Genomic DNA, 13,030 nt, shown 5'->3' with positions numbered 1-13,030 from the left:
CTGCTGCAACATCTGATCGTCAATCCTCGTCAGTTAAAAACATTAGCATGGTATGCCCCAACTTATTCAAGGGGATATTGCTAGAAGGAGGTATCGTTGATGAACTTGAAAATAGCTACCGTGATTTCCATTATGCTTATTTTTTCAGGCTGCAGCAGTACAAATACATCCAATGGAGCCAATTCTTCTACGAATCCAACCGTTGCTCCGAGTACGCAGCCTACAATAGAGCCGACTGCGTCTCCAACTGCCGAGCCTACAGCAGCCATCGATCCGATTGCCGAAAAAATTGCCAACATGACCCTGGATGAAAAAATTGGCCAGATGGTCCTTGTCGGTTTAGAAGGCACATCCATGCAGGAGCATTCCAAAGAAATGATCGACAGCTATCATGTTGGCGGATTTATCCTATATAAGGATAACATCACCAGCGCAGCCCAAACATTAAAGTTCTTAAATCAGCTGAAACAGGCAAATCAGGATAACCAAGCCGCGCTATGGCTAAGCATCGATCAAGAAGGCGGGAAAGTGAGCCGTATGCCGGACGATTTCAAGAAGCTGCCGCCAGCTGCCGATGTTGGCAAAGCTGCTAATGCCAACTATACGAATTTAATCGGACAAGCTCTTGGCGAAGAAGTACGCGCACTTGGCTTCAATATGGATTTTGCACCCGTTCTTGATATTAACAGCAATCCCAAAAATCCAGTCATTGGCAATCGTTCCTTTGGCGCTAAAGCTGATACTGTCATTACACATGGCATCGTGACCATGAAGGCCATTCAATCCAAGCAGGTAGCGGCTGTCGTCAAGCATTTCCCTGGGCACGGAGATACCTCCGTCGATTCCCACTTGGATCTGCCTGTCGTTAACAAGACGCTCGATGAATTAAAAGGCTTTGAGCTGCTTCCGTTTGAAGAGGCCATCCGACAAGGTGCTGATGCGATCATGATTGCTCACTTATTGATTCCAAAGATCGACCCGGATTACCCCGCTTCCTTGTCGAAGAAGATGATTACCGGCTTGCTCCGCGAGGAGCTTGATTATAATGGCATTGTCATTACAGACGATATGACGATGGGCGGAATTACGGAGCATTTTAATGTCGGCGAGGCAGCCGTAGATTCCGTACAAGCCGGAAGCGACATTATTCTAATTGGGCATGATTATGCAACACAAATTTCAGTCCTCAAATCGTTAAAGCAAGCTGCTCGCGATGATGTGCTTTCCAAAGCGCGACTGGATGAGAGCGTTTATCGCATACTGAGCTTAAAGAACAAATACCAGCTGAAAGATACTGCGACGGCCTCCGTTGATATCGAAGCCGTGAATCATCACATTCAAACCGCATTACAAGCGAAAAAACAAAAGTAGCTGGCCGTTGCCCTTCTATCACCTTAAAATCAGATCTTGGAGCGCTAGACCAGAATCCTCTTCATTAGAAAACGTTGGCCATATTAAAAAGGCTCAGATCCCATTACGGAATCTGAGCCTTTTTGTACTGCCTATAAGCCTAGAATATGATAGCCGGCATCGACATGAAGCACTTCGCCCGTAATTCCACGGGACAATTGGCTTAGAAGGAACATGGTGGCGTCGCCAACCTCGTCCTGGTCGATGTTGCGGCGCAGCGGTGCTCGTTCTTCTATGGTCGACATAATGTCGTTGAAGCCTGACACGCCTTTGGCTGCCAGCGTTCGAATCGGGCCTGCGGATACCGCATTGACACGGATGCCGTATTTCCCCAAATCCTCTGCCAAATACATCACGCTGGCTTCAAGTGCAGCTTTGGCCACACCCATCACATTATAGTTTTTCACAACCCGTTCTGCGCCAATATACGTTTGCGTCACGATGCTGCCGCCTTCGGTCATTAGCTTCTTAGCTTCGCGGGCAACGGCAACCAATGAATAGGCACTTGAATTCTGTGCGAGCAGATAGCCCTCTCTAGTCGTATCCACATATTCACCTTGCAGCTCATCCTTATCGGCAAAAGCAACCGAATGAACCACTCCGTGTATGATGCCAGACTTCTGCTGAATGTCCTGAAAGGCAGCCGTTACGCTTTCATCATCCAGTACATCGCAGGATACCGTCTGAAGAGCGGTGATTTGATGCTGCTCCAGCAGCTTTGTTAGCTTATCCAATGATCTCTCTTTGCGGTAAGTGAAAATAAGGTTAGCTCCTTGCTTGTGAAGAGATTTAGCTACTCCCCAAGCAATGCTGCGGTCATTCGCAACGCCCATGATGACGATGTTTTTATTTTCCAGTAAGTTCGACATGCTGCTCCTCCTAGTTGTGCTTCTCTCTGTTTTAGAAATCGTATAGGTGTAACCTAGTGGATACGCGCTCATACGCTTATTTGTGCAAAAAAACGTCATGCCTTGTTCTATACTAACGATATCGTTCTAAATATTCAACTTCAAAATGAGAAACCAAACAATAGACGGGGCTTGATTGGTATATTTCCAAATTCAACTAAGGCTCAATGGAGACCAAGGTTGGCTTTTCCCACTCCCGATGTTCGTATTTAATCCAATAAGACTTGTCTGCTTCGATTAATTTTGAGATGCCATCCGGGATTTGTATGGTAGATCGGTGTCCGCTCTGATCCTGAATTTCAATATCATGCTCGTGCACAGCGATTACCGTTATTTGCCCTGATGTAAGGTGCGTAAAAGCATTCCATCTGGACAGGGCAAAAAATAGAATGATCGCACCTGCAAGCAGTGCCCAATTTCTCTTTTTCATCATATCCTCCAAAGCTTTCTTCAACTGTTGCAGCCTATATTTTCTTACTTTTTGGCTTTTGATGCAAAATAAGTGCTTGTTAAAAACGCAATAAGCCCTAGGATCCAGCCTAGGATGGGCGAATACTCAAAAACGTTTTTTGCCGCCATCCCTCCAATAACAAACACGACGCCGAGAAAGAGAAACAATAGCGAAAGCTGCTGATCCTTATTCATCTACATCACTCCCAAATTCGTATAATGCTTACTTATATCACGAATTCCCAAGCTATAGACTAAAAAAACCATCTCTTTGTAATGTAACATTTCTATCTCGAATTGGAAATAACGAACTGCTCAAATAATGGAATTACTGATTGTCAAATGTAAACCGCATGCTTATTGGTCTGAAGCTAATAATGCCTTAATGCTCTCGATGCTGTTCGCCGCTCTAAGATTTAGAGAGCGTTTGTCCTTCAAGCCAAATACATGCAGCTCATGGCCCGGATCTATGATTAACGGCTTCGAAATAATATCTTCCAAAATGATCGCTGTTTCTTTGTATGCTTTATGAAGCAGTTCAGTCGCGGTATGTGCTTTGACCAGCTTAATGATTTCAATTATTAGCTCAGCGTACATCAGCTTAACCATGCTGTCCGACGACATCACATGCCGGGAAGCAAATGCGACGATTTGTTCCACTATCTTACTGTCAGGATAATTTTTGGATATCGAAACACATTGCAAGGCGGCATCCCAGTTCCGAATGGAAAGCTTTTTCACTTCGTTTGCTATCATTTCCTCATACCATTGCGTTTCCGCTTCCTTTGTTACCTCATATGTTTTGTATTCTTCGAGCAGTCCGTTCTTGTGCATTTGAAAGTAATTGCCGAAATAATCGGTAAACAGCTCTTTTGCTCTTTGCATTTCGTCACTCCCATTACCTCTACCTGCATCCTATGCGTTTAAGACCGCCTCAAAGCGCTCACATAAATCCGTAATATCATCTAGTCTTGCCAGTTGGCTAATCCAGCTTTGAGGAATAGCATCCACGCCATAGTAGATCCCTGCCAATCCGCCTGTTACAGCGCCTGTTGTATCCGTATCTTCGCCCAGATTAATAGCCTTCATAACAGCTTCGCTGTAGTTATCCGTATTCAGCAAGCTCCATAGGCTCGCTTCTAGCGTGTGCACAACATAACCAGAGGATTGAATTTCTTCCTCAGAAAGCTTGCCGAGCTCGCCTTTCAGGATGCGGTCGAATCTTTTGAAATCTTCCATTTTCGAATCCTTGTAGTATTCCAGTATCGTTTCTCTCATTTTCACGATGCTATCCTCAAAATTGCAGCCATTCAATAAATGGATAGCCATTTCAATATAAATGACGCACGCGATTATCGAAATCGGATGTCCATGCGTAATCGATGACACTTTAGCAATCAGCGTCGCACGATCCTCCATTTGTTCATTTCTAAGCAGATAGGCGAGCGGCAAAATACGCATTAATGAACCATTCCCATTGCTGTAGATGTCAACGCCGCCTGCCAAGTCCGGCCGTATGCAAAGTTCCCTATAACGCTCAATCGCTTTTGCGGTGGCAATTCCGACATCAAAAGTCACACCATGCGGCGTCCAATAGCTTTTGTTCAACCAGCTGACAAAACGATCAGCCAAATCATAAAGGTCAATTTGCGGATGGGCAGCGCAGCTTTCCATTAAGCAAAAAACCAAAGAGCTGTCGTCTGACCACGTTCCCGCAGGCTGGGCATGCGAACCATAGCCAATCATATCCGTCAGCGGCTTGTCCATGAGCGTCTTGCGTGACTGAAACTCGACAGGGACACCAAGCGCATCGCCAACACATAAACCAAGAATACCATCCCGCACATTCGTCATTTCTATGCTACCTCCATTTTGAAGCCATTTTCGAATTTCTAGATCCAGTATAGCAACCATAGAATGATTTGGAAACGTTAGCCATAACAAAGGGGCTTCGCGTTCCGTAAAGAACACAAAGCCCCTAAAATGATATATTTACATTATGCTTGAATGCCGCGGGCATGAAGCTCTGCTGAGAAGCTCGCAATTAATTCCAGCTTTTTTGTCTCTTCAAGAAAAGCAGCCTTGATCCCATTCATTATGATCGTCCCTATATCATCAAGAGAAAGGCCGCAATGGTCCATTAACAGCTCATATTCTTTTTGAATCGTTGTATCCGACACCGTTCGATTATCGGTATTGACGGTAACAATAATTCCTTCCTCCATATAACGACGAATGGGATAGGTTCCCCAGCCCGTGACGGCTTTGGTCTGAATATTGCTAAGCGGACACATTTCTAGCGGGATTTGCTTTTCTTTAACCAGTCCGACTACTTCGGGGTCTTCTAGCATTCGGACGCCATGGCCAATCCGCGTCGCCCCTAGCTCCGTAATCGCAACCTTTACATTTTCCGCTCCGGCCGCTTCGCCTGCATGGATTGTAATCGGCAAGCCCAACTGCCTAGCCCTTTCAAATAGCTGACGGAACTTGATAGCAGGAAATGATGCCTCATCGCCGGCTAAATCTACAGCAACGACCCCTCTTTTATAAAAACGCGCTGCTTCTTCAACAACGTCTATATTCAAATGTTCAGCATGGCTTCTCAAGCAAATAATAATCGCTCTTGCTATCGTACCAAAGGCTTGCTCGCCGCGCTTTAAGCCCGCGATAACATGGGAAATCGCTTCATGGTTGCTTAAGCCCTGCATGCGGTGCAGTTGAGGGGCAAACCGGACCTCAATATAGCGAACATTCTCCTTGGCCGCCTGTTCGACTACCTCAAATGCCACTCGCTCTATCGCAGCACCCGTTTGCAAATAGGGCAGAACAAAACTGAATTTATCCAAATACTCCTTGAGGCTCTCGCAATGGTCCTCTACTTTCATTTGGGCCAGCAGCTCCGCATCTGATTCCAGCTGCATAGGTTCTCCCTGTTCTTTAGCCAGTTCTATTAAAGTTTCCGGCTTTACGCTTCCATCCAAGTGCACATGCAAATCAACCTTTGGCAGCTGCGACAACAACGCCTTAACAGCTGCCGCTTGTTCCTTCACTAACGCCATCGTCAAAATCCCCTTTCGCTATATTCATACACATCAATCAGGCTGGGTATACATGCCTGCCATTGCATCTAGCTTCCGCGATAAGTGCTGTATCCGCCTGGAGCGACCAGCAGCGGAACGTGGTAGTGCTCCCCAGGTTCCCGGATACTGAAACGGATGGGGATATCATCGAACAAGCTCTCTGATATTGCAGCTAAATGATTCGTTCGCCGAAAAAAATCACCTGCCGCAAAAATCAGCTCATATACGCCTTGCCTTAACCTATCCCCCTCGAGCAAAGGCTGCTCCACCCGCCCATCTTTATTCGTCCGATAAGCGCCAACTAGCTGTGGAGCTTGACCTGCGTCACTGCCTCCCGGTAGCTCTCCCAAATACCAAAGCTCTAGCGTGATGCCCTCCACCGGCTTTCCTCCTGCCAAATCCAGTACATGAGTCGTAATCCGGCCGCTCATTCGAGCCCGCTCCCTTCCTCAAGGTCAGCTCTAGTTAATGTAAAACCCTGAAAGCCATAGGGCGGTCGAGGCTCGGTGTAAACGCCGGCTGCCGCTGAATGCTCAGGCTCCACAATCGTCTCCCACGTCCGGTTATTGGATTCAAAACGAACCTCAGCAAGCTGAGGAAAGCTCCTCAGTATACTCGTTCCGATTCGATAAATCAAATATTGAATCGAAGGCGAATTGGCCGAATGAAACAGCGTATGGGCGAGATCATGAACCTGCTCCGAGGGGACATATCTCCCCCTACTGCTATCGAAAGCATCTTCTGCCTCTATATAGGTCCAAAATATATCCAAAAAAATAAATAATGGACGATCAAAGCTCTCCGGCAGCGTCGTATATTCATCGCGAACGAAGCCATAGAAGGAGCTGCCGCTTACTTTTATTAGCTGGATTTGGGCTATGGCACTTTCATGAAGGGTAAGTTCAGCTGCTCCATCAGCACCGCGAGCCCACTTCAGCGAGGCACTTGCATGCTCGTTATGCGAGCGGCGAAAGACGAGCTGACTGTCGCTCCACCCCTTCTCCCCTGCAACGGTGACCGAAGTGAAAGGCAGCTTGCTAGCGCTTATTTCAATCGCGTCAATATGCGGGTACCGCTCCAGAAACCTCTCGCTAATAAACGCAAGCAACCCTTCCGTCGTGCTGCCGTTGTAATTAGCGGTCTGCCTTAAAATAAAATTTTTCATAGAATCTGTCGCAACGACCTGCGTGTTGTCCCCTTCCGTGAACGAGGTAAGCAGCACCTCGCTGCTGACAGAGAAGGTAATATTATGAGCAAAAATGACATTGCTGTCACCGGTATAAGGGGATTCGGGTATCGCTTTGACAGATAGCGGGGCGGCATACGTGCGATAAGTTAGCACATCCCCTTTCCCATAATAAAGCGTGCGACCGCTGCGTAATTTTAGCATGATTCCTCTTCCCTTCTCTAATCGATTAGAAGCTCCCTAAGCCGAAAACCCGAGATTTTTTCAATTTCAAGCAGCGCTTGCTCGGCTTCCTCGCTTGACGAGTTCCAAATCCTTGTCTCCATAGCAGCAAGAATGTCTTCCTTGGTCTTCCCCTTCACTGCAAAAATAAAAGGAAATCCGAAGGTTTTGACATACGTTTGGTTTAGACCGTAGAATCGCTCATACTCCTCGGCTGACAGCTGATTCAGGCCTGCTCCCTGCTGCTCCTTCGCCGAATATTCCCCTACCGCAAGGCGCGTTCCCAGATCGGGATGCGCACGGAACAAATCGACAATCGCCTCTACCCTTGATTCCCGAACGACGTTGATCATGGCCGCATGCAACGCTTCAATGTCAGCAAACGGAACCGCATGGTAAACGGATGCCGCCACCCAAGGAGAATATTCAAAAATCGTACCGAGCCGCTCAACAAATTGTTCACGGCTGCATGCATTAATTTGATCCATAGTTAGTTTCATTTCCAATACCCCTCGTGAACCGCCACCGCTGCTTCCTCTACTTCGGGAAACGGGCCGATGACTTGAATTGGCTTGCGGCCACGCGCAAATACAATGCGGCATGGCAAATCGAGCGTAGGATTCTGCTCAACGTCACCAGTAATCTGCGCCAAGCGCTTCTCTGAAATGCCGTAGACTACGGTGCCTACATTCCCCCAATAAATGGAACCCGCGCACATCGCGCAGGGCTCGGCAGAGGTATATAGCGTAAAATGCCATAGTTCTTCCTTGCTAAAGCGCTTCGAGGCTTGCTCCATCAGCGTTCTCTCCGCATGGCCTGTGCAATTGAATTCCGTTATCTCAATGTTTCCTTGTTCCAATACAATATCGCCTTCAGCATTGACCAATATCGCGCCAAAAGGCGTATTTCCAGCTTCCCTTGCTTGCCGGGAAACCTCTATGCTTCTTAATAGATAATAGGAGTGCTCATGTTTGCTTGTCATGTCGTTTGACGCCTCCCTTCCGCTGCCCGTTTTACCGCTCTCCATATGCCGCCATAGCCGGTACAGCGACAAATGTTGCCTGACAATGCTTCGGATATTTCATCATCGGTAGGGTCGGGATTTTCATCGAGCAGCGCTTTAACGGATATAATCATGCCGGGCGTACAGTAGCCGCATTGAAAGCCGCCCTCTTCAAGAAATGCTTGTTGAATGGGATCCATGCCTTGCACGGCTAATCCTTCAATCGTTGTAATTTGCTTCTCCGAGCACTGATAAGCCATCGTAAGGCATGAATTAACCGCATTCCCATCGATTAACACCATGCAAGCGCCGCAGCGGCCAATTTCACAGGAACGCTTCGTTCCCGTAAGGGAAAGCTCATCTCTTACAATGGTTAGCAAGCGAGCAGCCGGTGTCGTGTGAATCGATTCTTCCTTTCCATTAACGAAGCAGCGCAGTACATAAGGTGTTTCTGACTTCACGGCCTCTTCGCTCATTCCCACTCACCCCTTCCCTAGAAAAAACGGCGTTTCCTGTAAAAAGCTTGGCTCCACCGGCAATTTTGTTGCCCATTTGCCGCTGGCTTGCCGTATGGCCGCCGCAATGGCAGGCGCTAAAGTGACGGAACCTACCTCGCCAATGCCGCGCGGCCCGTAGTCGTCCCCCTCTGGCAGCTGCTCGATCGCTTCAACCTCGACGAGGCCGCGTTGATCCTCTATTGTAGGAACCAAATACGAATCTAGATTGCGGGTAATGTAATGGCCTTTCTCCATGATTGATTCCTCCAGCAGCGTAAAACCAAGCGCCATGCTGCTTCCGCCCTCAATTTGTCCCAAATAGCCCTGTGGATTAATAACAGGTCCTGCGGCAACGACATGGTATTGCTGCAGCACTCTGGCGCGTCCGGTTAGCGTATTGACCTCTACCTTTACGACAACAGCGGAATAGGTATACATATAGTGGGCACCTACCCGCTCGGTAGACGAGGTCGGAAAGGAGAAAGAGGTTTCACAGCGGATCGGCTCGCCTGCAGCAGCTGCAAGCTCTTTATAGGAAAGGAGCAGCGCTTCTTCACTCCTCCCTTTTATCCCGCCTTCCGCCAGCCGAAGCTGCTCAACTCGGCGATTCAGTATAGCGGCTGCCCGCTGCAGCAGTTGACCGGAGAATGGCGCCTTCAGCTTTTGCAGCGATTTCCACATCATTGCGGTTGCCCGCGAAGCCGTGGTAGAACCGCTGTCAGGGACGACATCGGTGTCTCCAATAATCATTCGGATATCCTTCGCCCCGAAGCCAAACTGCTCCATCAGCATTTGCTCCAGAGAAGCCAGCAGACCCTGCCCGAACTCTTCATAGCCGAATACCGCTTCGATTTTCCCGTCAGCTGCCAGCGCAAGGCGTCCACCTGCCGGATCAGGAATACCGACGCCAAGCCCTGCTCCGTGCATGGTGAACGCAGCGCCGATTCCCGTTTTGATCCAAGGTTCATCACCGCTATGGCTCATACGCGCCAATTGCTGTTTCTCCATCCATAACGGGCATTTCGCGATCGCCTCCCAAACCTGCTTGGCTCCATCTGTCATTGCAATCGGCTGATCGAAAGGGCCCAGATCATCCGATTGCCTCATATTCAGCTTCCGAAAAACCCAGGGATCCATGCCCGCCATCTCTGCCAGACGATCCATCTGGCCTTCCAGCGCAAAGATCGCCTGATTGCCGCCAAAGCCGCGAAACTCTCCGGACATTCCGTTATTCGTAAACACCGAAACGCCTTTTACATCCAAATGCTCATACTGATATGGGCCGATTACATGCTCAGTCGCAAAATTCAACACCTCAGCGCCTAACGTGGAATACGGTCCGGTATCGGAGATTATCGAAACCTGATGAGCCATAAGCTTTCCGGCAGCATCTATGCCTGTTTTCATCGTAATTTTCATGGGATGCCGTTTGAGCCCTGCGCGGACCGACTCCCATCTGGAATTGTGAATTTTAATGGGCCTTCCCGTCTGCATCGCAAGCAGCGCGCCATAGGGCTGGACGTTTAACTCATCCTTGCCGCCAAATGAGCCGCCGATCGGACTCGATACGATTCGGATCTCCTCCTGCGGCTTAGCCAAAATACGGGACAATTGCATACGGTCCATAAAGCCGTGCTGCGTAGGAGAGTATACGGTCAAGCGCCCATCCTCTCCCGGTACGAACAAGCCGCCTTCGGTTTCCATATACGTGTGCATTTGACGGGGAGTATAATACGTTTCTTCGACGATGTAAGCACAATCGCGGAAGCCTTGATCAACATTGCCCCTGCTAAATACCGTACGATGCAGCTCATTCCCGCCAGGGTGGAGCTGTGGTGCACCCGGCAATAACGCACGCTCGGGATCATCTACGACCTCAAGCACCTCATAGTCCACTTCAATCAACTCAAGCGCTTGCTGCGCAGCTGCGAGCGTGTCTGCTGCCACGGTCGCAAGAGCATCGCCAACGTATCTGGCTCGCTCCTCACAAAGCACAGGCTGATCCGGGTGCGCGATCCCAAAGGCATTTAGGCCGGGAATATCCATATAGGTGAGAATCGCACGCACTCCTGGCAGCTTCTTCGCTTTGTCCGTATGAATCGATAGAATACGGGCATGTGGATGCTCGCTCCGCAGCACAAGGCCATAAAGCATTTGGTCAGTCGTCATATCCGTCAAGTAAGCCAAGCCGCCCGTCACCTTCCCCGGTCCATCGGGACGAACTCGCCAACGCCCTCCACTGCTAGCACGGTTTAAGAGCATACGCCTCACCCTTCCTGTTTTGTTCTGTAAAGACGAATGCTGCGTTTCCAAGCAACCATTTTCTCGCAACGTATCTCTTTCACTGTTCTAAAGCCAGTTAAAATCTCATTAAAGAGGTTTCGTTTCGCCTTTGGCTGCTTTCCACAGCTCGGCAACAATCAAGTTGGCGGCTGTCGATTTCCGGTAAGCTGCAGAGGCGAATAAATCCTCGCGCGGTTCAAAAAGCTCGATAATCCGCTCATATACGTGACGGAGAAGGTGACCATCCACTGCGGCACCGTTGATTTCCTTTTCCAATTTTTCCAGCCTGACTGGCACCGTCTGCCCCCCGCCTAGCGCTATCCGAATCTGTTTAATAACGCTGTTATGAGTGAGCACGCCATTCATGCAAGCTGTGACGACTGACGGAGTAAAAGCTTCACGCCGTCCGATTTTATGGTAAGCGCCGAAGCGCTTCATTTGCATTGTTAAATCCTTATCATCATGTTTAACTGAGGTCTCCTCAAGTGATATCTCAAAAGGAAGCAGCATACTTAGGAGCAAACGTTCATTCCCACGCTTTGCTGCACTTGCTTCAGGCAGCCATTCCGACAGTAAGGTTCTGTTCTCCGTCGTGCCGTCAAACCAGATGACCTCCGCATCATATCCAAGCAGCGCTGCAATCGAATCGCCAATGCTGGAGGCGACATTGCCTCCTATCGTAGCGAGATGCCGGACGGATGGGGCCGCAATGGTACGAATCGCTTCGGAAACCATCGGAAAATGACGGCTGAGCAGCGTATTCGAGCGGCAGGATTGCAGACTGGTTTGACCGCCAACCACAAGCCCCGCTTCCCCAATTCTCAGATCATTCAATCCGCGGATCGTGCTTAAATCGATCAAATGCCGCGGTATGGCCGATATGCCTGACTCCCACTGGGTGCGAAGCAGTGTTCCGCCTGAAGTGTAAATTCCTTCTGTGCCATAGGTTTGTTTCAACTGCCAAGCCTCCGCAGCCGTTTGTGGATGCCAAACCAGAGGAGACGCCATGGCCTCCTGTATGTTCATGCCCATCGTACTCCCCTCCAGTTGCCGTTAAAATCGTTGTTCGCGAATATAAGGTATGCCAAGCGATTCCGGCGAGCCGGAAGGTTTGTTGCGGTTGCGCCATCCTAGAAACATTAATACTAATATCGTTACAACATAAGGAATCATTTTCAGAAAATACGATGGGATATCGCTTCCGATTAATTGAATGCGGAAACCAAGCATATCGAGCGCTCCGAAAAAATAAGCACAGAAGAGCGCGCGAATCGGGTTCCATCTGGCGAATATGACTAAAGCAACCGCAATCCAGCCCCGCCCCGTCGTCATGCCCTCCGTCCAGGTCGGCGAGTATACGAGAAGCAAATCCGCTCCTGCCAGGCCGATAAGAATCGAGCCGACGATAATATAGCCATATCGAAACGCTTGAACGCGAATGCCCATGACATCGGCCGTTGCCGGGTTATCTCCGATGGCCCTCAGATGAAGCCCCCATGAGGTTCGATGTATAAACAAATGAAGGGCAATTACAAGGACGAAGCTAAACCACGTTAACAAATCAAGATGGGCAAAGATGCGCCCGATAAACGGCACATTCTCCAGCCAAGGCATATCTACCTTGGGTACCGCTCTTGGCACAGGCAGCCCGCTGACGGGTTTCCCCAAATAGGCGCTAAGGCCGGCACCGAATAGCGTCATTGCAAGCCCGCATACGATCTGGTTCGCTCTAAGGGAAACGCTAAGAAAAGCATGGATGCCGCCTAGCAAAATACTGATGCCGCACACCGCCAGAAGCGTGATGCCGAGGCTTCCGGTTTGTAGATACGTGAGGCAGGCTGTGACGGCACCCATCAGCATCAGTCCCTCTGCGCCAAGTTGAATGATGCCTGAACGCTCAATCAATATGCCGCCTAGGGTTGCAAACAATAACGGCGTACCGGAGGAGATGGCGGCGAGCAGCATTTGATACACAATTTCCAATCCTTGCA

The 13,030-nt window shown here is 49.1% G+C and carries 15 protein-coding genes; 1 reads left to right on the top strand and 14 read right to left on the bottom strand.

Going from position 1 to position 13,030, the window contains the following annotated elements; all coding sequences use genetic code 11:
• The first annotated feature begins 99 nt into the window (after positions 1–99).
• A complete protein-coding gene (nagZ, locus tag FJQ58_RS28505) occupies positions 100–1,371 on the top strand; it encodes a beta-N-acetylhexosaminidase (protein ID WP_139998667.1) in 1,272 nt (423 codons plus the stop codon).
• 131 nt (positions 1,372–1,502) lie between these two features.
• On the opposite strand, the gene fabI is transcribed toward nagZ, so the two are convergent.
• The 14 genes from fabI to FJQ58_RS28440 all read right to left on the bottom strand — a co-directional run bounded on the left by fabI (position 1,503) and on the right by FJQ58_RS28440 (position 13,004).
• Positions 1,503–2,279 carry an enoyl-ACP reductase FabI gene (gene fabI / locus FJQ58_RS28500; RefSeq protein ID WP_139998665.1) on the bottom strand — a complete coding sequence of 259 codons (777 nt, stop codon included), beginning with the start codon at positions 2,277–2,279 and terminating at the stop codon, positions 1,503–1,505.
• A gap of 196 nt (positions 2,280–2,475) precedes the next feature.
• The gene (locus tag FJQ58_RS28495) at positions 2,476–2,748 is read right to left on the bottom strand and encodes a hypothetical protein (RefSeq protein WP_139998663.1); all 273 of its coding nucleotides are present in this window, start codon (positions 2,746–2,748) and stop codon (positions 2,476–2,478) included.
• Positions 2,749–2,792: 44 nt separating this feature from the next.
• Positions 2,793–2,963 carry a hypothetical protein gene (locus FJQ58_RS32670; RefSeq protein WP_202915343.1) on the bottom strand — a complete coding sequence of 57 codons (171 nt, stop codon included), beginning with the start codon at positions 2,961–2,963 and terminating at the stop codon, positions 2,793–2,795.
• A 162-nt stretch (positions 2,964–3,125) separates the two neighbouring features.
• A complete protein-coding gene (locus FJQ58_RS28490; RefSeq protein ID WP_139998661.1) occupies positions 3,126–3,653 on the bottom strand; it encodes a hypothetical protein in 528 nt (175 codons plus the stop codon).
• 30 nt (positions 3,654–3,683) lie between these two features.
• Complete coding sequence (locus FJQ58_RS28485; protein ID WP_139998659.1) at positions 3,684–4,622, bottom strand: ADP-ribosylglycohydrolase family protein; 939 nt, start codon at positions 4,620–4,622, stop codon at positions 3,684–3,686.
• 143 nt (positions 4,623–4,765) lie between these two features.
• Positions 4,766–5,827, bottom strand: coding sequence for an adenosine deaminase (add, locus tag FJQ58_RS28480; protein ID WP_139998657.1), 1,062 nt, complete (start codon positions 5,825–5,827; stop codon positions 4,766–4,768).
• Positions 5,828–5,895: 68 nt separating this feature from the next.
• Positions 5,896–6,279, bottom strand: a complete 384-nt coding sequence (uraH, locus tag FJQ58_RS28475; protein ID WP_139998655.1) for a hydroxyisourate hydrolase — start codon at positions 6,277–6,279, stop codon at positions 5,896–5,898.
• On the bottom strand, positions 6,276–7,238 hold the full coding sequence (gene pucL / locus FJQ58_RS28470; RefSeq protein ID WP_139998654.1) for a factor-independent urate hydroxylase: 963 nt from the start codon (positions 7,236–7,238) through the stop codon (positions 6,276–6,278). Before pucL ends, uraH begins: the two co-directional genes overlap by 4 nt.
• Before the next feature lie 17 nt (positions 7,239–7,255).
• Entirely contained in the window at positions 7,256–7,756 is a 501-nt protein-coding gene (uraD, locus tag FJQ58_RS28465; protein ID WP_139998652.1) for a 2-oxo-4-hydroxy-4-carboxy-5-ureidoimidazoline decarboxylase, read from the bottom strand.
• A complete protein-coding gene (locus FJQ58_RS28460; RefSeq protein ID WP_139998650.1) occupies positions 7,753–8,238 on the bottom strand; it encodes a nucleoside deaminase in 486 nt (161 codons plus the stop codon). The genes uraD and FJQ58_RS28460 overlap by 4 nt, the downstream gene beginning before the upstream one ends.
• On the bottom strand, positions 8,235–8,735 hold the full coding sequence (locus FJQ58_RS28455) for a (2Fe-2S)-binding protein (protein ID WP_139998648.1): 501 nt from the start codon (positions 8,733–8,735) through the stop codon (positions 8,235–8,237). Before FJQ58_RS28455 ends, FJQ58_RS28460 begins: the two co-directional genes overlap by 4 nt.
• Before the next feature lie 6 nt (positions 8,736–8,741).
• Positions 8,742–11,018, bottom strand: a complete 2,277-nt coding sequence (gene pucD / locus FJQ58_RS28450) for a xanthine dehydrogenase subunit D (RefSeq protein ID WP_139998646.1) — start codon at positions 11,016–11,018, stop codon at positions 8,742–8,744.
• Between the two features lie 108 nt (positions 11,019–11,126).
• Complete coding sequence (locus tag FJQ58_RS28445; RefSeq protein ID WP_139998644.1) at positions 11,127–12,071, bottom strand: FAD binding domain-containing protein; 945 nt, start codon at positions 12,069–12,071, stop codon at positions 11,127–11,129.
• Between the two features lie 21 nt (positions 12,072–12,092).
• Positions 12,093–13,004, bottom strand: coding sequence for an ABC transporter permease (locus FJQ58_RS28440; RefSeq protein WP_420799871.1), 912 nt, complete (start codon positions 13,002–13,004; stop codon positions 12,093–12,095).
• Between the last annotated feature and the right edge of the window lie 26 nt (positions 13,005–13,030).

It is taken from the genome of Paenibacillus paridis (assembly GCF_006345825.1).
In the GTDB taxonomy this organism is placed as follows: Bacteria; Bacillota; Bacilli; order Paenibacillales; family Paenibacillaceae; genus Pristimantibacillus; species Pristimantibacillus paridis.
Note: the sequence above shows the minus strand (reverse complement) of the source record. Positions and strands in the feature narration are given on the sequence as shown.